Origin of the sequence: Streptomyces sp. AM6-12, from assembly GCF_044327085.1 — a bacterium.
In the GTDB taxonomy this organism is placed as follows: domain Bacteria; phylum Actinomycetota; class Actinomycetes; order Streptomycetales; family Streptomycetaceae; genus Streptomyces.
The window spans coordinates 368729-392301 of sequence record NZ_JBIQWN010000001.1; the positions used below are offsets into that span (position 1 = coordinate 368729).

General features: G+C 74.7%; 20 protein-coding genes, 1 tRNA gene and 1 pseudogene. 8 read left to right on the forward strand and 14 right to left on the reverse strand.

Going from position 1 to position 23573, the window contains the following annotated elements; translation table 11 throughout:
- Positions 1 to 70: 70 nt before the first annotated feature.
- The 8 genes from ACE4Q9_RS01555 to ACE4Q9_RS01590 form a co-directional block, all read right to left on the reverse strand.
- Complete coding sequence (locus ACE4Q9_RS01555; RefSeq protein WP_397982368.1) at positions 71 to 1744, reverse strand: class I adenylate-forming enzyme family protein; 1674 nt, start codon at positions 1742 to 1744, stop codon at positions 71 to 73.
- Positions 1741 to 3489, reverse strand: a complete 1749-nt coding sequence (locus tag ACE4Q9_RS01560) for a CoA transferase (RefSeq protein ID WP_397982369.1) — start codon at positions 3487 to 3489, stop codon at positions 1741 to 1743. Before ACE4Q9_RS01560 ends, ACE4Q9_RS01555 begins: the two co-directional genes overlap by 4 nt.
- Positions 3486 to 4295 (reverse strand): class I SAM-dependent methyltransferase, encoded by an 810-nt coding sequence (locus tag ACE4Q9_RS01565; protein ID WP_397982370.1) that lies wholly within the window; start codon positions 4293 to 4295, stop codon positions 3486 to 3488. Before ACE4Q9_RS01565 ends, ACE4Q9_RS01560 begins: the two co-directional genes overlap by 4 nt.
- Positions 4296 to 4366: 71 nt before the next feature.
- A complete protein-coding gene (locus ACE4Q9_RS01570) occupies positions 4367 to 5923 on the reverse strand; it encodes a class I adenylate-forming enzyme family protein (protein WP_397987084.1) in 1557 nt (518 codons plus the stop codon).
- Between the two features lies 1 nt (position 5924).
- The gene (locus tag ACE4Q9_RS01575) at positions 5925 to 7295 is read right to left on the reverse strand and encodes an FAD-dependent oxidoreductase (RefSeq protein ID WP_397982371.1); all 1371 of its coding nucleotides are present in this window, start codon (positions 7293 to 7295) and stop codon (positions 5925 to 5927) included.
- Positions 7292 to 8266, reverse strand: coding sequence for a UbiA family prenyltransferase (locus tag ACE4Q9_RS01580; RefSeq protein WP_397982372.1), 975 nt, complete (start codon positions 8264 to 8266; stop codon positions 7292 to 7294). Before ACE4Q9_RS01580 ends, ACE4Q9_RS01575 begins: the two co-directional genes overlap by 4 nt.
- A 237-nt stretch (positions 8267 to 8503) precedes the next feature.
- A complete protein-coding gene (locus tag ACE4Q9_RS01585; protein ID WP_397982373.1) occupies positions 8504 to 9646 on the reverse strand; it encodes a DegT/DnrJ/EryC1/StrS family aminotransferase in 1143 nt (380 codons plus the stop codon).
- Positions 9643 to 10737 (reverse strand): DegT/DnrJ/EryC1/StrS family aminotransferase, encoded by a 1095-nt coding sequence (locus ACE4Q9_RS01590; protein WP_397982374.1) that lies wholly within the window; start codon positions 10735 to 10737, stop codon positions 9643 to 9645. The genes ACE4Q9_RS01585 and ACE4Q9_RS01590 overlap by 4 nt, the downstream gene beginning before the upstream one ends.
- Before the next feature lie 379 nt (positions 10738 to 11116).
- On the opposite strand from ACE4Q9_RS01590, the gene ACE4Q9_RS01595 reads away from it, so the two are divergent.
- Genes ACE4Q9_RS01595 through ACE4Q9_RS01620 form a run of 6 tightly spaced genes read left to right on the forward strand, consistent with a single transcriptional unit; the run spans position 11117 to position 16866 of the window.
- On the forward strand, positions 11117 to 12154 hold the full coding sequence (locus ACE4Q9_RS01595; protein ID WP_397982375.1) for a Gfo/Idh/MocA family protein: 1038 nt from the start codon (positions 11117 to 11119) through the stop codon (positions 12152 to 12154).
- A 1-nt stretch (position 12155) separates the two neighbouring features.
- Positions 12156 to 13034, forward strand: a complete 879-nt coding sequence (locus tag ACE4Q9_RS01600) for a sugar phosphate isomerase/epimerase family protein (protein WP_397982376.1) — start codon at positions 12156 to 12158, stop codon at positions 13032 to 13034.
- Positions 13031 to 14353 (forward strand): M20/M25/M40 family metallo-hydrolase, encoded by a 1323-nt coding sequence (locus ACE4Q9_RS01605; RefSeq protein WP_397982377.1) that lies wholly within the window; start codon positions 13031 to 13033, stop codon positions 14351 to 14353. The genes ACE4Q9_RS01600 and ACE4Q9_RS01605 overlap by 4 nt, the downstream gene beginning before the upstream one ends.
- A 49-nt stretch (positions 14354 to 14402) precedes the next feature.
- Positions 14403 to 15521 (forward strand): Ldh family oxidoreductase, encoded by a 1119-nt coding sequence (locus ACE4Q9_RS01610; RefSeq protein ID WP_397982378.1) that lies wholly within the window; start codon positions 14403 to 14405, stop codon positions 15519 to 15521.
- Entirely contained in the window at positions 15518 to 16462 is a 945-nt protein-coding gene (locus ACE4Q9_RS01615) for a Gfo/Idh/MocA family protein (RefSeq protein ID WP_397982379.1), read from the forward strand. The genes ACE4Q9_RS01610 and ACE4Q9_RS01615 overlap by 4 nt, the downstream gene beginning before the upstream one ends.
- Positions 16459 to 16866, forward strand: coding sequence for a DUF6917 domain-containing protein (locus ACE4Q9_RS01620; RefSeq protein ID WP_397982380.1), 408 nt, complete (start codon positions 16459 to 16461; stop codon positions 16864 to 16866). Before ACE4Q9_RS01615 ends, ACE4Q9_RS01620 begins: the two co-directional genes overlap by 4 nt.
- 161 nt (positions 16867 to 17027) lie before the next feature.
- Here the strand turns inward: ACE4Q9_RS01620 and ACE4Q9_RS01625 are convergent, their stop codons facing one another.
- The 4 genes from ACE4Q9_RS01625 to ACE4Q9_RS01640 form a co-directional block, all read right to left on the reverse strand.
- The gene (locus ACE4Q9_RS01625) at positions 17028 to 17561 is read right to left on the reverse strand and encodes an EF-hand domain-containing protein (protein WP_397982381.1); all 534 of its coding nucleotides are present in this window, start codon (positions 17559 to 17561) and stop codon (positions 17028 to 17030) included.
- 168 nt (positions 17562 to 17729) lie between these two features.
- Positions 17730 to 18989 carry a nucleotide sugar dehydrogenase gene (locus ACE4Q9_RS01630; RefSeq protein ID WP_397982382.1) on the reverse strand — a complete coding sequence of 420 codons (1260 nt, stop codon included), beginning with the start codon at positions 18987 to 18989 and terminating at the stop codon, positions 17730 to 17732.
- A gap of 68 nt (positions 18990 to 19057) precedes the next feature.
- Positions 19058 to 19351, reverse strand: a complete 294-nt coding sequence (locus ACE4Q9_RS01635) for a hypothetical protein (RefSeq protein ID WP_397982383.1) — start codon at positions 19349 to 19351, stop codon at positions 19058 to 19060.
- A 137-nt stretch (positions 19352 to 19488) separates the two neighbouring features.
- Positions 19489 to 20094: a hypothetical protein gene (locus tag ACE4Q9_RS01640; RefSeq protein WP_397982384.1), complete on the reverse strand. Its 606-nt coding sequence runs from the start codon at positions 20092 to 20094 to the stop codon at positions 19489 to 19491.
- Positions 20095 to 20350: 256 nt separating this feature from the next.
- Here ACE4Q9_RS01640 and ACE4Q9_RS01645 point away from each other — a divergent pair.
- A tRNA-OTHER gene (locus ACE4Q9_RS01645) sits at positions 20351 to 20446 on the forward strand.
- Positions 20447 to 20664: 218 nt separating this feature from the next.
- On the opposite strand, the gene ACE4Q9_RS01650 is transcribed toward ACE4Q9_RS01645, so the two are convergent.
- Both ACE4Q9_RS01650 and ACE4Q9_RS01655 read right to left on the reverse strand, forming a co-directional pair.
- Positions 20665 to 21540 (reverse strand): class I SAM-dependent methyltransferase, encoded by an 876-nt coding sequence (locus ACE4Q9_RS01650; RefSeq protein WP_397982385.1) that lies wholly within the window; start codon positions 21538 to 21540, stop codon positions 20665 to 20667.
- A 124-nt stretch (positions 21541 to 21664) separates the two neighbouring features.
- Positions 21665 to 22321: an MSMEG_1061 family FMN-dependent PPOX-type flavoprotein gene (locus tag ACE4Q9_RS01655; protein WP_397982386.1), complete on the reverse strand. Its 657-nt coding sequence runs from the start codon at positions 22319 to 22321 to the stop codon at positions 21665 to 21667.
- 292 nt (positions 22322 to 22613) lie between these two features.
- Here ACE4Q9_RS01655 and ACE4Q9_RS01660 point away from each other — a divergent pair.
- Positions 22614 to 23570 (forward strand): annotated as a pseudogene (locus ACE4Q9_RS01660) (P1 family peptidase).
- Positions 23571 to 23573 lie beyond the last annotated feature (3 nt).

Genomic DNA, 23573 nt, shown 5'->3' on the forward strand with positions numbered 1-23573 from the left:
ACGGAGACGGGAAGTCGCCGCACGCCACGTCGTCCGGCGCGGCCGCGCGTGCCTGTGAGCCTCGCCCGGACTACGTGCGGGCCGGGGCGTGCAGCCGGGCCGCGCGGGCGGTCAGCGTCCGGTAGCAGATCTTGCCGGTGGGGCCGAGGGGCATCTCGTCCACCAGGAGCAGGAGTTCGGGGTGTTTGCGGCGGCCCAGGCCGCGGGCCAGCAGGTGGGCGGTGAGGCCGGCGAGCGTGGGCGCGGGGGTGCCGGCCGCCGCGCGGACGCAGACGCACAGGCGTTCCCCGAGGTCCGGGTCGGGCACCGGGACGCAGGCCGCCTCGGCGACGGACGGATGGCCGGCCAGCTCGTGTTCCACCTCCGCGAGGCTGATGTTGAGGCCGCCGCGGACGACGATGCGTTTGAGCCGGCCCAGGACGTGCAGCCTGCCGTGCTCGTCCAGGCGGCCCAGGTCACCCGTGCGCACCCAGCCGTCGGGGGTGCGGTAACGGGCGTTCAACTCGGGCGAGTTGACGTAGCACAGGGGGGTCATCGGGCCCAGCGCCTCGATCTGGCCGTGTTCCCCGGCGGGCAGCGGGGTGCCGTCGGGGCCGGTGATCCGGATACGGGCCACCTCGGGGTCGGGAGTGCCGACGCTGTCCCCCGTGGGCCGACTCTCCCCCGCCGTATGGCAGTTGACGCCGTCCGAGGAACCGTAGACCGTCACCACGGGGCGGCCGAAGCGGCGGCGGCAGGCCTCGGCGACGGCCGGCGGCAGAGCGGCACCGCTGGAGACGACGGCGCGCAACGACGACGTGTCCTCGCCCGGCCGGGCCGGCAGGTCGGCGATGCGGCGCAGCATGGTGGGCACCGCGAACAGGTGGGTGGGCCGGTGCTCGGCGATCAGCCGCAGCGCGCCCGCCGGGTCGAATCGCGGTGCCACGATCAGGGTGCCGCCCAGGACGGCGACGGTGACCGGAGTGCCGAGGGAGCCGAAGGAGGAGGCCAGCGGCACGAGCACGAGGTGGCGGGGCGGCACCGCGGGGTCCGGGTGCAGGGCGCGGACGTAGCGGGCCCGGCCCCCGGCGAGGGCGTGATGGCTGTAGGCGACCATCTTCGGCTCGGTCTCGGAGCCGGACGACACGAGGATGCGGGCCGGCCCGTAGGGGTCGACCGGCCCCGGCCGCCAGGGCTCGGGGTCTTGGGGCCGTGGCGGGTGCAGGCCGAGCGCGCGTTCCTGGTCCGGGCCGGGGACGTACACGGTGACCAGATGGGGCAGGTCCGTCAGCGCTTCGGTCTGCCGTGCGGAGGCGAGGACGGCGGCGCGGGCGCGGGAGCGGGCGAGCAGGGCCCGCGTATCGCGGTCGTCGCCGCTCGGGGGCAGGGGCAGGGCGACGGCGCCGAGCGCGTACACGGCGAGTTCCGCGGCCACGGCGTCCCGCCCGTCGGGCAGCCGCAGCGCCACCACGTCCCCGGCGGCGAGGCCGGACCGGGCGAACAAGGCGGCGATACGGCGGACTTCGGCACCCAGGGCCGCGTAGCTCAGCGTCCCCGCGTCGTCCACCACGGCGGCACGGTCGGGGTGTGCGCGGACCCGCCCGGTGAACAGCGTGTACAGGTCGGCGTCCGGACACAGCCCCTGACGCACCCAGGCCAGACGCCGCGCCCGCGGCACGAGATCGGGAAAGGCCACACCGGCACGCGACGTCCACACCGGACGCCCGCCACGGGCCGCGGGAAGGGTGGCGGGGACGATGGTCATGCGAACTCCCAAGGCACGTACGGACGGGCGTGACCGAGGGCCGCATCCGGTGGGACCACGGCCGCCTTGAAGGCGGGGTCGTCCACCAGCGCGGACAGGTCGGTGAGGACGGGGGTGGCGGTCAGGCCCGCTTCGGCCAGGCGGTGCGTCCACTCCTCGGTGGTGAGGGAGGTCCCGTCGGCGCGGTCCAGCAGGCGGTGCGCCGTCTCGGGGTGCGCGCGGGCCTCCGGGCCGAGGCAGAGGTGGCCGTTGGCGGTGCGCAGGGGGCGGTCCAGCGGCGTGAAGCGGACGCGGTGCGCGGGGCGCGGGATCAGGGCGGCCGCGGAGACCAGGCTGGAGTCGACGCGGCCGCCCCGTCCGGTCCGTTCCCGGTCCGCCAGCGCGGCCAGCACGCCCTGCGCGCACACCAGTCCGCCGAGTACGTCCGTGAGCGTCATCAGGGAGGGCGCCGGGGGTTCGTCGTCCGGGCGTACGGCGGCGGCGAGTCCGCTGTGCACCTGGGCGAGGTAGTCGGTGCCCAGGGGCGGCCGGTCGCCGAGGGTGTCGCCGAAGCCGGAGGCCCAGGCGTACACCAGGGCGGGGTGGGGGGACAGCAGGTCGGGGGCGTCGAGGCCGAGCCGGGCGGCCTTGCCGGGGGCCCAGTTGTGCACGAAGACGTCGGCGTCGGCGGCCAGCGCGCGCACCGTCTCCCGGCCCGCCGCGGTCGTCAGGTCGGCCTCGACGATCCGCTTGCCCGCGTTGAGCGCCGTGAACCGGGCCGAGGTGTCCCCGGCCAGTGGTGGCAGCCAGCGCATCGGGTCGCCGCCCGGCGGCTCGATCCGGATCACCTCGGCGCCCAGCATCCCGAGGACGTGACCCGCGAGGGGGCCCTGCACCCGGCGCGTGGACTCCACCACCCGAAGGCCCGCGAGCGGGAGGCGCGGGACGTCGCCGGACCAGGGCTCGGGCCCGGCGGTCACCGGACGCTCCGGGGCGGGACCGAGCCGCCAGGAGGCGTGGCAAACGGCCGGGGCCGGAGTGAGCCGCCAGGGGTCGGGGTGGACGGCCGGGGCGGGGTCGGCGCCGAGGGTGAGGAGGCTGACGCCGGTGTCGTGCGCGGCGGCCCGCAGGTCCGGCAGGGTCCGGCGGCGGACGGCCGCGCGCAGCTCCTCCGGCAGCGGGCACACGGCGGTCGCGAACCGCTGCTGGAAGGGCAGCCAGCCGCGCCCGGCCGGGGCGGACGGCACGCCGAGCCGGGCCCAGAACTCCCGCCAGGCCAGCGGGTCGAGGGTCTCCAGCTCGACGCGGGCTCCGTCGGACGTCTCCAGGGTCGCCAGGCCGCCCCCGTACGGCTCCGGTCCGGCCGTCGGCTCCGGCGGGCCGTCGCCCGCGCGGGCCGTCGCGGCGGCGAGGTACTGGCCGACCGCCAGCAACGCCCCCTGCGCGACCGAGGTCCGCACCTCGCGCAGGTCCAGCCCGCGGGCCCGGCCGATCCCGACGGCGGTGACGCCCTGCGCGGCGAGCACCCCGGCCACCACCGAGGCGTAGTCGACGGCGAGCGGGGCCGGCCCGCCGGTGGCCCGGCCATGGACGTGCATGAGCCCACAGGCGGCCTGTACGGCACGCTCGTCCGGCAGGTCCATGCCGACCGGGCCGGCCCAGTCGAGGCCGGCGCGCGCCTGCGGGGCGGCCGGTGCGGTGTGGCGTAGCAACCGGTCGGCCACGGCGGCGGCTACTGCCGGGCGCGCGGTAGTACGAGGGCTCACTGGTCCTCCCCGCCGGGCCGGCGGCCCTGTACCGAGTAGAAGACGCTGGAGGCGGCGCGGAACGTCGGGTCCCGCATCAACTCCCCCACCCGGTCCAGCTCCTCGTCGGTCATGCCTTGCTCCACCAGCCGGCCCCGGAGGTTGCGGGTGTGGTTCAACTGGAGCCCGAGTCCCGGATCGTGGGCCTGGCGGACGCCGATGTGCAGATGGACGTCGACGGCGGTGAGCCCCGCCGCGCGCAGGGCGGCCGGCACCCTGCGTCCCCAGTGCGGGTCGCCGCCCGCGGCGCGCATCGCGGCCGACTTGGCCCGCAGGAAGCGGGTGTACAGCTCCTCGGCCGCCGCGTCCGGGGTCAGCAGCGGGGGCTCGTACGACGCGTCGATCTCGTCGATCTGGAGCAGTCCGCCGGGCCGCAGGGCGCGTACGAGCCGGCGCAGGACGGCGTCGCGGGAGGGCACGTGCTGGAGCACCAGGCGCGCCACGATCAGGTCGTAGGCCGCCTCGGGCAGCGGGTCGCGGGCCACGTCGAGCGCGGCGACCGCGAGCCGCGGGCCGGGCGCGAGGTCGCGGGGGTCGCGGTCGGTGGCGAGCACCGAGCCGCCCGGCGCGACCCGCTCCGCCAGCCAGCGGGCGATGCTGCCGCCGCCCGCGCCGATCTCCAGGCAGTGCCAGCCCGGTCCGACCCCGGCGGCGGCCAGCCGGGGCAGGGTCACCGGATCGTAGGCGGCCTCCAGGCAGCGGTGCTGGTCGCGGCTGTGCGCGGTGCCGTTGCCGAAGACCGCGCGGGCGGGGGCCGGCGGTGCCATGAGGGGGTTCCTTTCATCGGGAGGTCGGGCCCGACCCGGAACGGAGCAGGCCGGGCCGGGGGTGCCGTCCGTCAGGTCCAGCGGCCGGTGCCCGCGGGTCCGGTGCCGGTGAGGCGGCGCGCCAGCGCGGCGCGGCGGACCTTGCCGGTGCCGGTGCGGGGCACGTCGTCCCAGGTGAGGACGGCCGGTTCACGCAGCGCCGGCAGACCGTCCGCGGCCTCTTTCCAGACGGCCGGGTCCAGTCGGCCGTCGGCGGTGACCACGACGGGCAGCGGATCGCCGTCGGCGGCCCCGAGGATCACGCACTCCAGGGCCTCGGGCAGCCGCGCCTCCAGCAGGTCCTCGGTGCGCAGGCAGCTCAGGCCGGGCAGGCTGTCGACCTCGCGGTCCAGGACGCTGACACTGCCGTCGCGGTGGAGCACACCCATGTCGCCCGTGGACCACCAGTCGCCGACGCGTTTGGCCTGCCAGCGTTCGTCCTCGTCGAGGTAGCCCAGGGCGAGGGCGGCGGTGCGCGCCAGGAGCAGCCCGGGGCGGCCGCGCGGCACCGGGCGCAGGGTGTCCGGGTCCACCGCGCGCAGCCGGGTCCGGACCGGCACCGGACGGCCCAGCCGCCGTGCCGTCGACTTCGCGTCCGGTGCGAGCGCGGCACGCCGGGTGTGGAAGCGGAAGGTCAGCGGGCCGGTCTCGGTCTGGCCCCAGCCCTGCATCCACAGCGGCCGGGCGTGCCGGGTCGCCGTCAGGTAGGCGCGCAGCACCGGCGGGTGTACGGCGTCGTAGGTGCTGATGTAGAGGCGGACCCGCCGGAAGGGGTTGTCGAGGCGGGTGGTGAGCGGCCGCAGCCGGACGTAGGTGGCGGGCAGGGCCTCGGCGACGGTGGGCGGGTGGGCGCGCAGCAGCGGGTCGGCGGTGTCCGGGTCGTCGCCGGTGAGCACGACGACCTCGGCGGGCGGGGTCGAAAGCACCACCGCCGTCCAGCAGAAGGTCCGGCCGTGGGCGTAGGCGCTGGCGTTGAGCAGGATGTCGTCCCGGCGGATGCCGATACCGGGGTAGCGCACCGCCTCGAAACGGGCGAGTTTGTGCACGAGGGTGCGGGTGGAGTGGACGACCAGCTTGGGCACTCCGGTGGTCCCCGAGGTGTGGTGGATGACGAGGGGGTCGTCGTCACGGCGGCGGACCGGGGGGCGGGGCCGGGAGGCGTCCAGCGCGGCGAGGTGGACGGCGCCGGGCGCGGCGGCGTCCAGGGTGACGCGCAGGGGCGGGCTCGCGGCCCCGCAGTGGGCGAGCAGTTCGGAGGTGGTGACGAGCGCGGCCGGGCGCAGCCGCTCCAGCAGGGTGCGCAGGGTCTCCGGCTCCAGCCGGGCGGACAGCAGTGCGGGGACGGCGCCGGCGCGGACGGCGGCGCAGGCGAGCAGGTCGTAGTCCCAGTGGTTGTCCTTGACGATCGCCACCCGGTCGCCCGGCTGCACCCCGGCGGCGGCCAGCCGGGTGGCGGTGACGCGGACGAGGTCGGCGAGTTCCGTGACGGTCCAGCGCGTTCCGGCGTCGGGGGCGAGGTCGAGGGGCCGGTCGAGGTGGAACACGGTGCGGGCGCCGTCCGCCACGGCCTCGTCGAACAGGGTGCCCATGTCATGCGGTCGCAACGGTCTTCTCCAGTCGGTCGGGGCCTGCCGGGCGGGGACGGCCCAGCCTGCTCAGGACGCGGGACGCGGCGAGCGCGCCCGCGCGGACGGCGCCTTCGGACGCGGGCCGCAGCATCACCCAGTCGCCGGCGTACTCCACGGCGCGCACCGGCCGGTCGAGGAAGGCGGCGCGCTGCGCGAGGGCCGCCGGGGTGGCTTCCGGCAGGCCGTGGCGGAAGCCGTGCGTGAAGTGGTGGCGGCGGGCGGCGCCGATGCCGGGGACGTAGCGTTCGGCCGCGTGCACGAGCAGGTCGGCGGCGGCGTCCGGGTCGGCGTCCAGGAGTTCGGGGACCTGGGGCGGTGCGGCGACGAGAGTGACGAGGCCGCGCCCTTCGGGGGCCCGGCCGGGGTCCTTGGCGTGGTCCACGACGACGCCGGAGAGGATCTGTTCCCCGGCGGCCGGGGTGAGCAGGATGTGCACCGGGCGCCGGGCGGCCGGGGCGAGCGGGCGGTCCAGCAGGCAGCTGACCTTCAGCATCGGAGTGAAGGTGCAGGCAGTGAGGAACGGCCGTTCATCGGCGGGGAGTTCGGGGCGCAGGGCCGCCGCGGCGGGGGCGGGGACGGCGAGCACCGCGGCGCGCGCCCTGACCTCGCCGTCGTCGCAGCGCAGCAGGGCGTGGCCGCCCTCGTCGACGACCTCGCGCACGGTGCGTCCGGTGACGACGTCGGTGTCGGCGGCGAGCCGGCGGGCGAGGAAGTCCATGCCCTCCCGGTAGGTGCGCCAGCTCGTCGGGGAACCGGCCTCCAGCAGCAGGCTGACCAGGGGGGCGGCGGCGGAGCGGGCGGTGTCCCAGCCGAAGAAGCAGCCGGCGACCGGCTGGAAGAGGTAGTCGTGCAGGTCGCGGTGGTAGCGGGCGGTCGCCTCGCGGACGGTGGTGGCGCCCAGCGGGGTGCGTTCGGGGTGGTCGCCGTCGAAAGCGGCGCGGCGGCGGCCGGACCAGGCGGAGAAGGCGGCCAGGTCGCGGCGGGCGCGGGCGGACAGTCCGGCGCCGGTGAGGACGGCCGTGCGCTCCCCCACGCCCGGACGGGCGCGCCCGCCGCGCCAGACGGCCACTCCGCCGCCGACGCGGGGCACGTCGGCCGCGGTGGCGCCGAGGCGGCGCAGCAGTTCCCAGGTGGCGCGGTAGCCGTGGGAGGCGACCTGTTCGGCGCCGGTGTCCACGGTCCAGCCGTCGTGGCGCAGGCTGCGCATCCGGCCGCCCACGTCCGGGAGTTGCTCGTAGACGCGGACGGAGAGTCCGGCGCGGCGCAGTTCGTGCGCGGCGGTCAGTCCGGCGATGCCGGCGCCGACGACGGCGACGTCCAGTTCGGGTGTCACCGGGTGGCCCCCCATCCGACGAGGACGTTGGCGACGGTCATCAGCACCACGCTCAGCCGGTGCACCGTGAAGCCGGTGCGGCGGGCGCTCATGATGTCGCCCCGGACGAAGCCGGTCAGGTACTGCCGGGTGCGCAGCGCGGTCGCCGGGAGCATCAGCAGCACGAACCACCAGGGGGCCGCGCCGGCGAGCGAGGCGAGCGCGCCGATGAGGAACTCGACGGCCGACAGCGCCCCGACGAAGACGGCGTTGCCCCGCTCCGAGACCAGCGCGGCGACGGTGGGGCGGCCCACGGCCCGGTCGCCCTCGACGTCGTTGGTGTTGGAGTAGACGCCGAACATCAGCGGGCCGAACCCGAACAGCACCGCCTGCACCATCAGGAACCCGGCGAACTCGCCCGTCAGCAGGCCGTAGGGGACGATCACCAGCACGGCGCCCAGGGCGACGAGGAACGCCTCCTGGAAACCGTGGTAGCTGATCTTCAGACCGTACGAGTACTGGAGCGACACCGCGAACAACGCGCCCGCGGCGAGGAGCGCCCACAGCGGGCGGTGCGGGGCGAGCGCGGCGGCGCCCGCCCACAGCAGCGCCCCGGCCACCGCGCAGGTCCAGGCGAAACGCAGCGCCTGGGGTACCGTCAGCGCCCCGGCGACCAGGGGTTTGCGTGCCTTGCTGCGCAGGGGGTTGTCGGGGCCGTAGTTGGCGAGGTCGCTGCCGTCGCGGAACCCGGTGACGTCGTCCAGGGCGACCATCGCCATCAGCACGGCGATCTCACCGCCCAGGAACAGCGCGAGGACCAGCGCCTCGCGGGCGGTGAAGGCGTCGAGCGGGAACAGGGCGGCGGTCAGGGCGAGGAAGATGCCCAGGTAGTAGTCGTACACGTCCAGCTTGCCGAGCCGCGCGTAGGTGCGCAGCCTGCCGGGAGCGTGGGCGGTGGCCGTGGGACGGCCGGCCACGATGCTGTCGGTCATGGGGCCTTTTCGGATCTGGTCGGTGGGAGAGGTGGTCGGCGCCGGGGGGTGGGGCGCGCGGGTGGGTCTGGAGGCCGGGATGTGCGCTGGGTGCCGAACGGGCTGGTGGTGTGCCACGGGCGGACGGTTGTGACGGTGCTCGGGGCGGTCGGCCGCCGGGTGTCACCGGTACGCGCGCCCGGCCGGGCGCCGTGGTGGCGGGCGGCCGTGGCGCTCCGCACCGGCGGCCGCCGCCGGTCAGCCGTGCCCCGCCGCGAAGGCGCACACCAGGTCGGCGACCTGCCGGACCTGGGCGTCGGTGAGCAGGTGGTGCACCGGCAGCGACAGATGGCGGCGGGCGGCCTCCTCGGCCGCGGGCCAGCGGGCGCCGGGTGGCGCGTAGGGGGCGAAGGCGGCGTGCGCGGGCAGGGGGCTCGGGTAGTAGACGTGGCTGGCCACGCCGTGCGCGGCCAGATGGGCGGCGAGGGCTTCCCGGTCGGCGGCGAGGACCGTGTACACGTAGAAGCAGCGGCCGTCGGGGTCGGGCGGCGGCGGGGTCACCCCGTGGTCGGCGAGCGGGGTGAAGCGCTCGGTGTAGTACGCGGCGATCTCGGCCCGGCGGGCGAGACGGACGGGGAATCCGGCGTAGCGGTGCGTCTGGAAGGCCGCCTGGATCTCGTCGAAGCGGCTGTTGACGCCGATGGCGTGGTGGACGAACCGCTGTCCGGGACGCTGGCCGTGGTTGCGCAGCATCCGCACCCGCTCGCCGAGCGCCGGGTCACGGGTGATCACCACACCGCCCTCGCCGGGCATCCCGCCCGCCTTGACCTGGACGAAGGAGTAGACGCCCGCCTCGCCCCACAGCCCGGCCGGCACTCCGCGCAGGACGCCGCCCTGGGCGACCGCCGAGTCCTCCAGCAGGCGCAGTCCGTGCCGCCGGGCCAGTTCGGCGAAGCGGGGCATGTCGGCCATCACGGAGAACATGTGGGCGGGCATCACGGCCCTGGTCCGCACGGTGACGCGGCGTTCGGCGTCGTCCGGGTCCATGGTCATGGTGTCGGGGCGGATGTCGGCGAAGACCGGGACGGCGCCGACGGCGACGACCGAGGAGGCGAGCGGCGCGCAGCCGAAGGCGGGGACGATCACCTCGTCGCCGGGGCCGATGTCCATGGCGCGCAGCACCAGGGACAGCGCGGAGGTGCCGCTGGAGCAGGCCACCACGTCGGCGGCGCCGAGGTCGGCACGCAGCAGTTCCTCGAAGGCGGTGGTGCGCACGCCCAGGATGAAGCGTTGCTCCGGATCGAGGCCCACCTCGCGGACCAGGGCGATCAGTTCGGCGCGGCCGGCCTCGAAGAGGTCGGGCGGGAAAAAGGGGACGGTGGTGGCGGGCGTGGTGGTCATGCGGTGGTCCTCGTCGTGGCGAGGAAGGCGCCGACGGTGTCGCAGACGCGGTCCAGTTCGCCGGGGCGCAGATCGGGGTGGAAGGGCAGGGCCACGGCCCGGCGGGCGGCGGCCTCCGCGTGCGGGAACTCGCCGGGCCGGTGCCCCAGGTGACCGAAGACGGGCTGGTGGGGCAGCGGCAGCGGGTAGTAGACCTCCGTGCCGATGCCCTGGCCGGCGAGGTGGTCGACCAGGGCGTCGCGGTGCTCGGTCTCGATCAGGTAGACGTAGTGCACATCGCGGTCGCCGGGCGTCTCGGCGGTGGCCCGCGGCAGGCGGAGGACGCCGGGCAGGTCCCGCAGCCGGGCGGTGTAGGCGGCGGCCAGGTCGGCGCGGCGCGCGATGTGGTCTTCCAGGAGCGGGAGTTTGGCGAGCAGCACGGCCGCCTGGATGTCGTCCATCTTGCTGTTGGCGCCCGGCAGCGCGCTCTCGGTGGAGATGGCCGGGAAGTCGTTCAGCGTACGACCGCCCCTGCCGTGGTGGCGCAGGGCCGCGACGGTGTCCGCGATCTGCGGGTCGTCGGTGAGGACCGCTCCGGCGTCGCCGATCGCGCCGAGCGTCTTCGAGGGGAAGAAGGACAGGACGCCGCCCCTGCCGTGCAGGCCCGCGTGGATTCCCCGGCGGCGCATGCCGATCGCCTCGGCACTGTCCTCGACGACGGTGAGGCCGTGCCGCCGGGCGACGGCGGAGACGGCCGCCATGTCGGCCATGGTGTGGAACAGGTGGACCGGCATCACGAACCGGCTGCGGGGGGTGACGGCGGCGTCGAGCGCCTCGGGGTGCATCGCGTAGGTCATCGGGTCGATGTCCACGAACTGCGGGCGCCCGCCCGCGAGTACGACCGCAGAGGCGGTGGCGAAGAAGGAGTACGCCGGCACCAGCACCCCGTCGCCGGGGCGCAGTCCGCAGGCGCGCAGCAGCAACACCAGGGCGTCCGTACCGCTGTTGACGCCGATCACATGCCGGGCGCCGGTGTACCGCGCGAGGGCCGTCTCCAGTTGTCCGACCTGTTTTCCATGGCTGAATTTTCCGCTGTCGAAAACGTCGTCCAACGCCTTTTCGATGGACGGCCACAATTGTTCGAAAGTCGCGGCCTGGGAGAAGAAGGGAATCGATTCGGCCGTTCCCTCGGGGGTCGGTTCCGCACCCCCGGCCGGCGCCCGGAGCTGTCCACTGGAAGGCAAACTCTCACCCGTCCCGTCGTTTCTGTGGAACGGCCACGTTAGTCGGATCGTTCCGCAGGCGGAGAAAGGAAAGGATCATCTTCACACTTTGTGGGTAACGGCGTTCCGGATCGCTTGACCCTATCCGCGCCGGGCGGCAATAGTCGGGCGGCGCACCGGGGTTGTGCGCGCCGTGCGGCGAACCGCGACCGGCGTTCGCGCGCCCCCCGGTTCTCCTTCCCCTTTTTTCCTTTTCCCAGGAGGCTCCGTGCTCCAGCCCCTCGTGGTCGGGCTCGGCCGCTCCGGATCCGGGCTGCATCTGAAGACCCTCGCCCGGCTGGCCCGGCGCACCGCGGCCACGGGTGCGCCCCTGGTCGCCCTGCCCGTGATCGGCTGCGACCCGCGCGCCGGAGCCCGGGCGGGCGCGGCCGGTGAACTCACGGCTTTCGGCAGCCTGGAGGAGGCCCTGGCCGGGGTGGAGCCCGCCGCGACGGTGGCCCATGTGTGCACTCCGCCCCGGCAGCGGTACGACGTGATCGCGCGGCTCGCCGATTACGGGGTGCGCCGGCTGATCGTGGAGAAACCCCTCGCCGCCTCAGCGGCCGAACTCGACGCCCTGGTAGGGCTCCGCGAACGGGCGGGGCTGGACATGGTCGTCGTAGCGCACTGGACCGGCTCCCGGCTCGCCGCCCGGCTGCGCCGGCTGGTCCGCGAGGAGACGCTCGGCCCGCTGCGCCGTATCACCGTGGACCAGCACAAGCCCCGTTTCCTGCGGTCTCTGACCACCGACGGGCACCCCACCGCGCTGGACGTGGAGCTCCCCCATTCCCTGGCGCTCGCCCTGGACCTGGCCGGTCCGGCCGAGCTGCGGGCGGCGGGCTGCTGGGAGTTGCGCTGCGAGGACCGCGTACTGCCCCGCCTCGGCGGCGCCCATGTCGAGCTGGAGCACCGGTCGGGCGTGACCACCCTGCTGCGCTCGGACCTCGGCGCGGCGGTCCGGCAGCGCAGCGTCGTCTGCGCGTTCGAGGGGGGTACGGCCACGGCGCACTTCCCGCTGAGCGAGGACGACGACCACGCCCAACTGGTCGTCGAAGGGCCGGACACCGGGCCCGCGCACCACGTCTTCCGCGACGACGCCCTGACCGGCTTCCTGGAGGACGCCTACCGGGGCTTCGCCACCGGGACGGCCGGTGCCCTGAACTTCCCGCTCGCGTGCGCGACGGCCCGGCTGCTGTGCGCGGCGCGCGAGCGCTGTGCCGTCGTACCACCCCCCAGGGTTCCTCAGACGCCTGCGGAGAGCCGCTGACATGAGCTCGCGACCCGTCACCGCTCCCCGCTTCGGGCCGCTGGCCGGCATCGGGGACGAGGCCGCGCCCGGCGCGGACGGTCAACTGGCCGCCCTGCGACGCCTGGGCTGGAGCGCCGTCGAGCTGCGCAACGTCGACGGCACCGCGCTCGCCGATCTCTCCCCCGCCGCCTTCGGGGCGCTCGCCCGGCGCCTCGCGGACGACGGCGTCAGCGTGGTCGCCGTGGCGTCCCGGATCGGGAACTGGTCGCGTCCGGTCACCGGCGGCACCGGCCCGGACCTCGCCGAGCTGGACGTGCTCGCCGAGCGGTGCGCCGCCCTCGGCTGCCGGCTGGTGCGGATCATGTCGTACCCGAACGACGGCCTGCCGGAGCGGGAATGGGCCGACCGCGCGCTGGCCCGCATCGCCGTCCTCACGGACCGGGCCGCGCGCGCCGGCCTGGTGCTGGTGCACGAGAACTGCGCGGGCTGGGCCGGGGACCGGGCCGACCGCGCGCAGCGCCTGCTGCGCGCCGTCGACAGCCCCGCCCTGCGCCTGCTGTTCGACATCGGCAACGGCGTCCCCTACGGGTACGACGCCCCGGCCATGCTGCGGGAACTCGCGCCGTACGTCGCCCACGTGCACATCAAGGACGCCGTGCGCCTGCCGGACGGCTCCACCGCCTACACGCTGCCCGGCGAGGGCGCCGCCCAGGTGGCCGAGTGCCTGCGGATCCTGGCCGCCCACGGCTACCGCGGGGCGCTCTCCCTCGAACCGCACCTCGCCGTGCGGCCCCACGAGGGGCTGGTCCGGGCCGGCGCGGACGCCGCCGACCTCTTCGTGCGGGCCGGGCAGGCACTGGTCACGCTGTTGGACAAGCTCCCGGACGGCCCGGCGTGAGCGCCGTGTTCACCGACCGGTATCGCGCGCTCCTTCTCGACTTGCTGCGCCTGCCGAGCGTCAACCCGCTGGAGGCCGGACCGGACGACCCGCCGTCCCGGCTGCCGCAGCTCCTGGAGCGGTACGCGACGGCCGCCGCCGGAGCCGGGTTCCGCACGGTACGGCTGGCCGCGCCGCCCGCGGGCTGCCTGGACCGGCCCGGCGTACCGGCCACGGTGCGCGCCGCCGCCCGCGATCCGCGCTTCCTCGCCGGTCAGCCCAGTCTGCTGCTGCGCCTGGGGCCCGAACGCGCCCGCGCGGACACGGTGATGTTCAACGTGCACCTGGACACCGTCGCCGGTCACACCCCGCCGGTCTTCGACGGCGCCCGGTTCACCGGGCGGGGCGCGGTCGACGCCAAGGGGCCCGCGGTCGCCCTGCTCGCCGGGCTCGCGGCCGCCGCCGCGCATCCGGCCGTCGGACGGGACGTCACCGTGCTGGTGCAGGCCGTCGCCGGGGAGGAGGGCGGCGCCCTGGGCACCTACGGCACCCGCCCGCTGATGGAGGCCGGGTACCACGGGCGGCTCAACGTGTTCTGCGAGCCGACCGGGCTGCGCGCGCTGCCCCGGGCGACGGCCGCCATGACCGCCCGGATCACGGTGGCGGGCGAGGACGCGGTGGACGACCACCCGGACGCCGGGCACAACGCGAGTGTGCTGCTCGGCTTCCTCGCCCAGCATCTCGCCGCCCGCCTGGACGGGACCGTGCCCGGTGGCCGGGTCTGCGTCGCCGGACTGCACACCGGCCACACCCACAACCGGGTCCACGGCACCGGCACGCTGCTGCTGAACCTGTCGTACCGCACCACCGCCGACGGCGACCGGCTGAAGGCGGCGGTCACCCGGCAGCTCACCGACGGCCTCGACCGGTTCGCCGAACTGTTCGGCTCCGTGAGGGAATTCGCCCGTACCGCGCGGGACGCGGGCCGCGTCACCCGGCTCGGCTGGGACAAGCAGGGGCTGCCCGCGCTGGACAACCGGGACCCGTGGGCCGAGGCGCTGCTGGCCGGTGCCGGAGCCCGGCCGGCGACCGACGACCCCGGCTTCACCTGCGACGCCGTCTGGGCCGCGGGCCTGGCGGACGCGTTCACCGCCGTACTGGGCCCCGGCTCGCTGGCCGCCAACCGCGCCCACGCGCCCGGCGAGTTCGTGGACCTCGCCGATCTGGAGGACTTCGCCCGCGTGATCCACCGGCTCGTCACGTCCTTCGCGGACGGGGAACGACCGCCGGCGGGGCGTCCCGAGCCGCGGAGAACCACCCGAGAGCGAACCGCCCGGTAGCGAACCGCCCACCCCTACAGAACCATCCCCCATCCCCTAAGGAATCCGGATGACGGCACCCCCCGCCCACCGAGCGGCGGCCGAGCGCACCCCTGTCCTGGTCGACCACGCCGAGCTGCACACCGCGCTCACCGCCCTGTTCGCCGGGCACGGCATCCTCGCCGCGCGGGCCCGCCTCGCCGCGGACGCGCTTCTCCACGGCGACCTGACCGGGCTCGACTCCCACGGTGTGTTCAACCTCGGCCGCCTCTACCTGCCGCTGCTCGCCTCCGGCCGCTGCGATCCGAAGGCAGAACCGGAGACGCTCACCGACCTGGGCGCCTGCGCGGTCGTCGACGCGCACAGGGCGCTCGGCCTGTGGGCCGCGGCCGAGTCCATGGACGACGCCGTGGCCCGCGCCGCGCGGCACGGAATCGGCCTGGTGTCGGTCCGCGGCGCGACCCACTTCGGGTGCGCCGGGTTCCACGCCGCCCGCGCCGCGCACGCAGGGATGATCGGCGTGGTCGCGAGCAACTGCGGTGGTCAACGCATCGCCCGGCCGCCGGGCGGCGCCGTCGCGATGCTCGGCACCAACCCGCTCAGCGTGGCCGCGCCCGCCCTCGACGGGCATCCGTTCCTGCTGGACATGAGCACCACGGTCGCGCCCACCGGAAAGGTCCGCGTCGCCGCCCGGCGCGGTGAGCCGGTGCCCGCGGAGTGGCTGGAGGACGCGGCGGGCGAGCCGGTGACCGACCCGGCCGCCTTCGACCGCGGCGAGGCCTTCCTGCGCTGGCTCGGCGGGAGCGCCGGGGCCGGTGTCCACAAGGGCTTCGGACTCGGCATCGCCGTGGAGCTGCTGGCCGCCGTGGTCTCCGGCGCGGCCGTGGGACCCGCCCCCGCGGCGCTGGAGGGGGACGGCCGACCGCACGGCAGCGACGACGACATCGGCTTCTTCCTGCTCGCCATCGCCCCGCAGGTGCTGCGCCCCGGCGCGGACGTGGCGGGCGCGACCCGGTCCCTGTTCGGCGCGCTCACCGACTGCCCGCCGGTGCGCGCGGGCGAACCGGTGCGCTATCCGGGCTGGTGGGAGGCGGAACGCGCGGCCGAACGGCGCCGCGACGGCATCCCGCTGCCGCCGCACCTGTACGACGAACTGGCCGGCCTCGGTCTGCTCGGAGGCCGCTCGTGAACCGTCCCCTGCGTCTCGGTGTGATCGGTCTCGGCGCCATCTCCCCCTACTACCTGGCCGCCGCCGAACGGCTCCCCGAGTGGGAGCTGGCCGCGGTGTGCGACGCCCGCGCACAGACGCTGGAGCGGTATTCCGGCCCGGCGGCCCGGTTCCGCGACCATCACACGCTGCTGGCCGGGGCCCGGCCGGACGCGCTGGTCGTGGCTGTACCCAACGACGTCCATCTGCCCGTGTGCCGGGACGCGCTCGACGCCGGTGTTCCGGTGTGCGTGGAGAAGCCGCTGGCCCTGACCGCGGCCGAGGGGCGGGTCCTGGTGGATTTGGCACGCCGCGCCGGGGTCCCGCTGATGACGGCGTTCCACCGGCGCTACAACACGGCCGTCCGCGACCTGTCCCGCCGGATCGCGGGCCGGCAGGTGCGCTCGGTCCGGGTGCGGTACCTGGAGCGCATCGAGGAGCATCTCGGCGGCGAGGACTGGTACTTGGACCCCGGTCGCTGCGGCGGGGGCTGTCTGGCCGACAACGGACCCAACGCTCTTGACGTGGTCCGGCTGCTGCTCGGCGACCTCACCGTCACCGGGTGCGTGCTCGAACGCGACGGCCGGGGCGTCGACCGCCGGGCGGCGATCGGCCTGCGCGGCCGTACCGGCGCGACGGCCGAGGTCGAGCTGGACTGGTCGTACCCCGGTGAACTCAAGGACGTGGAGGTGGAGTTGGCCGGCGGGGAGGTCCTTGCCGCCGACATGCTCGACGGGCACACCGCCTTCAAGGGGTCGCTGTGGCATGAGTACGAGGCGATCCTCGGCGAGTTCGCGGCGCTCGTGGACGGGCGCGATGACGCCGGTCCGGGGGCGCACGGGGGGCTGCCCGCGCTGGAGTTGGTGGAGGCCGCCTACGGCTGCGCCCGGCCCGCGGCCCCGGTGGCGGAGGCGGGCCGGTGAACCCCGCGGAGGACGGCCCGAAGCGGGTGGTGCGCGGCACCCTGGTCAAGGTGCTGGTGCACCAGCGCACGGACCGGGGCATGCGGGTGGAGGAGCACGCGGCGCGCTGTGTGCGCCGTGGTGAGGTGCACGAGCTGGTGACCACCGACCAGTGGGAGCCGCGCCCCGGCGCCCGGATCGACCGGGTGGGCTTCCTGGGCTTCGCCGAGCTGGCGTGCGGCGGGGTGATCGACCGGGGCGACCTGGTGCGTGTCGGGGACACGGTGGTCGGCACGGTGCTCGGGTTCGACGCCTGCCATCTGCCGAACCACTACAACATCCTGATCCATGCCGAGCGCCCGGTCAGCGGCCGGGACCTGGGACTGCGGCCGGAGCTGGCCGTCACCTTCACACAGGCCGTCTGACCGCGTGCGTGGGCCCCTGGACCCGAGGTCGGGTTCAGGGGCCCACGTGTGACCGGTCCGGCCTTCGCCTCCTCACCGGTGTTGCCGCCCACGGGGTGGCGCCGGCCGCTGAGCCCGGCGGCGCCACCCCGTGTCACCGGAGCGGAGTCGGTCCGGCCGGGTCAGCCGAGCAGCTCGACCTCGAGGCGGCCGAAGTGGAAGTCGCGTACGACCTCCAGGAGTTCGTCCTCGGACAGCCGTCCGTCGCCGTTCTTGTCGACCTTCTGGAACGCCAGGCCGGCCTCGGACAGCGGCACGCCGACACCGGACAGCCAGGACTGGAACTCGCGGGCGTCGATCTGGCCGTCGTGGTCCTCGTCGCACAGGCGGATGAGCGCCTTCACGATGGGCGACAGGACACGGTTGAAGCTGGCCTCGCCCTCCTTGAACAGCATCTCCCCGGTGGCGTCGAGGAACTGCTCGCGGCTGATGGTGCCACGGGCCCCGACACCGGCCTTGTCGGCGAGGTACTCGTACAGCCCGGTGAAGGCGGCGTGGAGTTCCTGCACCTCCGGGGAGTCGGCGTCCTTGCCCAGGTTCTGGGCGATGCGCGCGGCCTCGCTCTGGAAGTCGGCGGCGTCGAGGACCCCGTTGCCGTCGGTGTCCCACTTGTCGAAACGCTTGACCAGTCGCTCGTTGGCGGCAGCGGTGCTCATGTTGATTCTCCTTGTTTCCGATGGGTGTTACGGCGGTGCTGAACTGCGGCACTTGGGCAGGGCCGCATCCACGCACGGCGGTGCCGGTGCGCGGGCTCTGGGGGGCCGGTTCCGGACCGGCCGGTGATGCGCCGGGCGAGGCCGGCGGGAGGGGGAAGTCCAGGGGAGTCAGAGAAGGGTGACTCTGCTGCCCACGGCCTTGCCGCGGGTGTCCAGCAGGGCACAGCGGGCCTGGCCCAGCGTCTGACGCGCGTAGCAGGCGTGGTCCTGGAGCAGGATGGCCACATCGGCCCGGTCCAGGGCGTCCCGCAGGTCCTCGGTGCGGGGCAGCGCGGCCCCGCCGACGGTGAACTCGGGGACGTACGGGTCGTGGTACGACACCTCGACGCCGGCGGCGAGCAGTCCCGCGGCGACCTGGCGGGCCGGTGTCTCGCGGGTGTCCGCCACGTCGGGTTTGTAGGTGACGCCGAGCAGCAGGGCCCGTGCGCCCACGGGGTGCCCGACGGTTTCGGTGAGAAGGGTCAGGGCGCGGTCCACGACATGGTCCGGCATCCGGCTCAGGACGTCCTGGGCGGCTGCCAGGGTGCGGAAGGCGAAGCCCTGGGACTCCGCGCGGGCGGCCAGGTAGCGGGGGTCGACGGGGATGCAGTGGCCGCCGACGCCGGGTCCGGGGCTGAACGGCGCGAAGCCGAAAGGTTTCGACGCGGCGCAGTGCAGTACGTCCCAGATGTCGATGCCCGCTTCATGGCAGAACAGGGCCACCTCGTCGACCAAGGCGATGTTGACGTAGCGGTAGGTGTTCTCCAGGAGCTTGGCCATCTCCGCCTCGCGGGTGCCGCGGGCGACGACGAGCTGGTCCACGAAGCGGGAGTAGAACGCCACGGCGTACTTGGCGCACAGCGCGGTGTACCCGCTCACGACCTTGGGGGTGTTGCGGACGTCCCAGATCGGGTTGCCGGGGTCGATGCGCTGCGGGGAGTACGCCAGGTGGAAGTCCTCGCCGGCCCGCAGTCCGCTGCCGCGCTCCAATAAGGGGCGTACGACGTCCTCGGTGGTGCCCGGATAGCTGGTGGACTCCAGGACGACCAGCGTGCCGGGGCTCAGCCGGGCGGCGACGGCTTCGGCCGCGTCCTCGACGGCGGACAGGTCGGGCAGGCCCTTGTCCGTGAGTCCGGTGGGCACACAGATCACCACGGTCTGCGCGCCGTCCAGGACCGCGGGGTCGTCGGTGGCGTGGAAGCCCGCGCCCAGCATGGCCGCGACATCGGCGTCGCCGACCCCGCCGACGTGCGAGCGGCCTTCGGCCAGGCCGGTCACCACCGGGCGGGAGACGTCGTACCCCGCGGTCGCCAGGCCGGCGCAGACCGCGGCTCGGGAGAGCGGCAGCCCGACGTGCCCCAGCCCCATGACGACGAGTTCGGCGGGCATGTGTGCAGGTTCTCCAAGGTGTGGAAGCGGGTGGACGCGGGTGTGAAGCGAAAGGGGGCGGCCGGGGCTCAGGCGGAAACGCCGCAGCCGAGCGCGGTGCGCGAGCCGCAGCCGAGCGCGGGGCGGATGCGGTGGCCGGGGCGGCGCGCGGTCAGGTCTGGCGCCGGTCGCGTCCTGTGCGCCACGGCATCACCCTCGTCCGCCGCGACGGCGGTGCCGGCGGAGGCGCTTGCCGCGGGCGGGGCACTGGGTGCGGCGAGCAGGGCGATCCGGGTACGGCGCATGTATTGCTCCAGTTCGGTGGTGTCGTTGAGTTGATTATTTTCTGCCGGAACACCGGATAAGCGCAGGAGCTCACGCAAGCACCTGAACCAGGGACCCGGTCAAGCGGAATTGACGGCGGCACCGGCGCCGTGCCCGGAAACGACGAAGACCGCCGCCCGGCCGGGCGGCGGTCATGCTCGTACGGGTCCTGCCCCGGCTCGGAGCCGGGCGGAACTCAGTGCTGGACCGGCGGGCAGTAGCCCGTCTCCTCGCCGATGGAGTTGATCTCGGCGTTGGACCGGGGGTCGCCCGCGTAGTTGATCTGGTTGGTGCAGCTGACACCGGGCTTCTTCGGAGTCCCCGAGGGCTTGGTGCCCTTCTCCGGCACCGGGCAGTAACCGGTCTTCTCGCCGATGGAGTTGATCTCCGCGTTCGACCGCGGGTCACCCGCGTAGTCGATCTGGTTGGTGCAGCTGACACCGGGCTTCTTCGGAGTCCCCGAGGGCTTGGTGCCCTTCTCCGGCACCGGGCAGTGACCCGTCTTCTCGCCGATGCTGTTGATCTCCGCGTTCGACCGCGGGTCACCGGCGTAGTCGATCTGGTTGGTGCAGCTGACACCGGACTTCTTCGCGGTGCCTGCCGACGTGGTGTGGGCCGAGCCCTGGCCGCCCTTGGTGGCGGAGGCCGCGGAGCCGGACGGCGTGGCGGTGGACGAGGCGGACGAGGAGGGCGCGGACGAGGAGGGCGCGGCGCTGTCGGAGCCGCTCCCGCCGCAGGCCGTGAGCGACAGGCCGAGAGCCACACCGGCGACAGCGAGCATCGAGATCTTCTGGACGCGCATCGAATTCCCCCTCGGGACCAGACCCGCTCCCGGTGAGCGGGCCTTGCGACTATCCAGACAGGAGCCCCGCCGCCCCGGTTGCCGGGCACCTCTTCCTGAGACATTCCTGTGACACTCGTGGCCGATACACATATCAACTGGCTGGAACCCGGACGGAGTAGAGACCCCATCAGGGTGCCGTCAGCCGCCCGTCAGCGCCGCCTGCGAATCTCTTCCCTGTGAACGGCGAGGGGCCCCGCCCCGAAGCCGGGAACGAGGAGAGGTGCCCGGAGCGGCTGATCGGGGACCAACTGAGCTCGTCTCAAGGTCGGACCCCCAGGGGTCCACGCAGGTTCGAATCCTGCCCTCTCCGCCGGGACGACCCTCGCGCCCGTCCCGCTGCGCGCGGCGACCGGGCGCACGCGGTCCACGGCGGCGCCGACCGGCGACGCGCGGCTCATCGGCGCCATGGCCGACCGGGCGGGCGGCGACGGGGATGTCGCACTCGTCGGTCTGTCGATCTGTCGATTTTCCGGTCGCCGGCCTGTCAGCCTGCGGGTCTGTCGGTCTGTCGGTCTGTCGGTCTGTCGGTCAGCGAGACCCCGACGCGCTGACCGTGGCCAGCAGCAGGTCCTCGCCGCTCGATGGGCGCAGTCCGTCGGCGCGGTCGGCGAAGTAGCGGTCGCCGAGCGCGGTTCCCGAGATGTGCCGCGGGTCCGCGAGTCCGGCCTCGCGGGCCAGGGCCAGCATCTCCTGGGGCGTGTAGAAGCTGATGAAGGGGGTCCCGGATGACCGTGCGCCGTTCTCGCTCGCGCGCAGGCCGGGCCGGTCCGCGGCGTCGAGGAGGTCGGCCGGGAGCAGGAAGCTCATGGCGAGCGTCGAACCTGGCGCGAGCGCGGCGATCTGGCGCAAGGTGGCCGCTGTGGCGTCCTTGGTGAGGTACATGCTGACGCCGGTGGAGACGACGACCGCCGGCCGGCCGGTGTCGAACCCGGCGCCAATCAGCCGCTCCCACCAGGACTCGTCGGCCTCGAAGTCGACCGGCACGAGGTGCAGCCAGTCGGGGACGCCGTAGCCGAGCCGCACCAGCCGGTGGCGTTTCCATGCCTGCGGGCCGGGCCGGTCGACCTCGAAGATCCGCAGCCGGGACGCGAGTTCGGGATTGCGCTGGGCGAAGGTGTCCAGGCCGGCGCCCAGGATGACGTACTGGGTGACACCGAGGCCGGCCTGCTCGGCGACCAGGTCCTCGATGAAGCGGGCGCGGGAGACCATGGCCGCCCGGAACGCCCTGGTGCCGACCGGGTCCATGTCCGGCCGCTCACGCCAGCCGTCGTCCGGGGCCGCGAGCCGCAGCCCGATGTCGTCCTCGAGTACGTGCGGCGGCGGGTCCACCTGGAGGTGCATCGCCCGCCAGAGCGCGGTGCGCACCGCGGTGCTGTCCGGCGCCCCGATCTGATCGTCTGCCATCCTCTGCCCTCTCCTTCCGCGATGGCGGTGCCCTGCGCCGCCCCGCCCCGGTCATGCGTCGTGCGGGACGTGACCTGACGAGCCGGTCGAGTCGGCCCGTGGGCCCCGGCGCGCGGCCCGGATCCTACTCGTACCGGTACTTCAGTGAGTCCGCCTCCGCCCGCTCGATGTCGGCGATCGTCAGCTCCGGCATGCGCAGCTGGGCCAGCGTCACCTCGGCCGAGGTCGGCTGGGCGTCCGCCGGGAGCCACTGCTCCGGCTTCCAGGCCCCGCTGCGCAGCAGCGACTTGGGGCAGTGCGGGTAGACCTCCTCGATCCCCACCACCAGCGCGCTGGCCGGCGGCTTGCCCACCGCGGTCAGCCGCGACAGCAGCTCCGGGCGGGTGGAGACGCAGGCGCGGCCGTTCGCCCTGAGCGTCGTGGTGCGTCCCGGTATGACGAACAGCAGCCCGGCCCGTCCGGTGGCGATGACGTTCTTCAGGGTGTCCAGACGCTTGTTGCCGGTGGCGTCCGGGATCGCCACCGTCCGCGCGTCCAGAACGGTGACGAACCCGGCGGGGCCGCCGCGCGGGGAGACGTCGCAGTTGCCCCCGGCGTCCGCGCTGGCAATGAAGACCAGCGAGGAGCAGCCGATCAACCGCCGTGTCTGCTCGGTGAGTTCGGTCATCTGCTTGCGCACGGACGTGTCACTGGGACGCGGGTAGGCCCGGCGCAGTTCCTCTTGGTCGCGCACGGCGTCGAGACGGAGCGAGTCGAAGGCGGTGCCGGCGAGGGTCGTCATGTTCTCGACCCTAGCGGGCCCGGCCCGCGCTTGACCTTGGGCAGGTCCGCCTTGGCGCCGCCACACCGCGCCACTTGCTTTGCAACGCTACAGCCGCAGGGTCAGCATCGCGACGGCGGAGGTCTCGGCGGTCCTCGCTGGGGCAACGAGCGCTGACGTGGGGATTCAACGATCGAATGACTAGCCGAAAACGATCGTTGACAGTGCGTGTCCGTCCATAGCACGATCATGCCGCGGGGCGGCGGCTACGGGGGTGCCGTCGCCCCTGCCCCGCGGCGGTACCGTCCGGTCCTTGGAACCCACGGAACACTCCCGTGCGGGGCGGCGGGTCCGGGCCCGTGAACTGGGCATCGTCATCGGGGAGTTCGCGCCCGGACCGCTCGACGCGATCACCGACGTGCCGGGTGTCCGGGTCGGGCACGCCACCGTACGCCGCCCCCGGACGTGCACAGCGGGGTGACCACCGTGGTGCCGGACGCCGTCGGCCCCGCGCGCCGCTGCCCGCCGGGGTGTTCACCGGCAACGGTCGGCGTCCCGGGTCGCCGACGCCCTCGTCGGCTGGATGCTGGAACAGCCCGGCTGCGGGGAGGTGCGCAGCCTCAACCCGGTCGTCGGCGAGTGCGACGACGGTTACCTGTCCGGCATCCGCGCCCGCCCGGTGCGCGCGGAGCATGTGCGGGCCGCGCTGGCGGCGGCGTCCGGCGGTCCGGTGGCCGAGGGCTGTGCCGGCGCGGGCACCGGGACCGGCGCCCTGGGGTTCAAGGCGGGCATCGGCACGTCCTCCCGTACGACGGACCTGGACGGGCGGCCGTACACGGTCGGGGCGCTGGTGCAGGCGAACTTCGGCGGCACGCTGCGGGAGCTGGGCCGCGCTCTCACCCTACGCGCTCTCGGGCTGACCGGCGGACCGGGACCGGCCACGGAGAACGGCTCCTGCGTGACCGTCTTCGCCACCGATGCCCCGCTCGACGCCCGTCGGCTCACCCGCGTCGCGCGCCGCGCCGTGTTCACGCCGGCCCGGACCGGCGCCGCGTACAGCCACGGCAGCGGCGACTACGCCCTCGCCTTCACCACCCGCCCGGACGCCGCCCTGAGCCCGCTGTTCCAGGCGGTGCTGGACGCCGTCGAGGAGGCCGTCCTCACCTCCCTGCTCGCCGTGACGACCACCACGGGCCACGCCGGCCACACCTGCCCGCCCTCACACCTTGCCGAAGATCCGGCGTTCGAACAGCACGGTCAGTTTCGGTGACAG

Bases quoted from the DNA above. Each gene is read 5' to 3' on its own strand.
- ACE4Q9_RS01555 (WP_397982368.1), bottom strand. From the start codon at position 1,744: ATGACCATCGTCCCCGCCACCCTTCCCGCGGCCCGTGGCGGGCGTCCG.
- ACE4Q9_RS01565 (WP_397982370.1), bottom strand. From the start codon at position 4,295: ATGGCACCGCCGGCCCCCGCCCGCGCGGTCTTCGGCAACGGCACCGCG.
- ACE4Q9_RS01570 (WP_397987084.1), bottom strand. From the start codon at position 5,923: ATGGGCACCCTGTTCGACGAGGCCGTGGCGGACGGCGCCCGCACCGTG.
- ACE4Q9_RS01580 (WP_397982372.1), bottom strand. From the start codon at position 8,266: ATGACCGACAGCATCGTGGCCGGCCGTCCCACGGCCACCGCCCACGCT.
- ACE4Q9_RS01585 (WP_397982373.1), bottom strand. From the start codon at position 9,646: ATGACCACCACGCCCGCCACCACCGTCCCCTTTTTCCCGCCCGACCTC.
- ACE4Q9_RS01600 (WP_397982376.1), top strand. From the start codon at position 12,156: ATGAGCTCGCGACCCGTCACCGCTCCCCGCTTCGGGCCGCTGGCCGGC.
- ACE4Q9_RS01610 (WP_397982378.1), top strand. From the start codon at position 14,403: ATGACGGCACCCCCCGCCCACCGAGCGGCGGCCGAGCGCACCCCTGTC.
- ACE4Q9_RS01625 (WP_397982381.1), bottom strand. From the start codon at position 17,561: ATGAGCACCGCTGCCGCCAACGAGCGACTGGTCAAGCGTTTCGACAAG.
- ACE4Q9_RS01630 (WP_397982382.1), bottom strand. From the start codon at position 18,989: ATGCCCGCCGAACTCGTCGTCATGGGGCTGGGGCACGTCGGGCTGCCG.
- ACE4Q9_RS01640 (WP_397982384.1), bottom strand. From the start codon at position 20,094: ATGCGCGTCCAGAAGATCTCGATGCTCGCTGTCGCCGGTGTGGCTCTC.
- ACE4Q9_RS01650 (WP_397982385.1), bottom strand. From the start codon at position 21,540: ATGGCAGACGATCAGATCGGGGCGCCGGACAGCACCGCGGTGCGCACC.
- ACE4Q9_RS01655 (WP_397982386.1), bottom strand. From the start codon at position 22,321: ATGACGACCCTCGCCGGCACCGCCTTCGACTCGCTCCGTCTCGACGCC.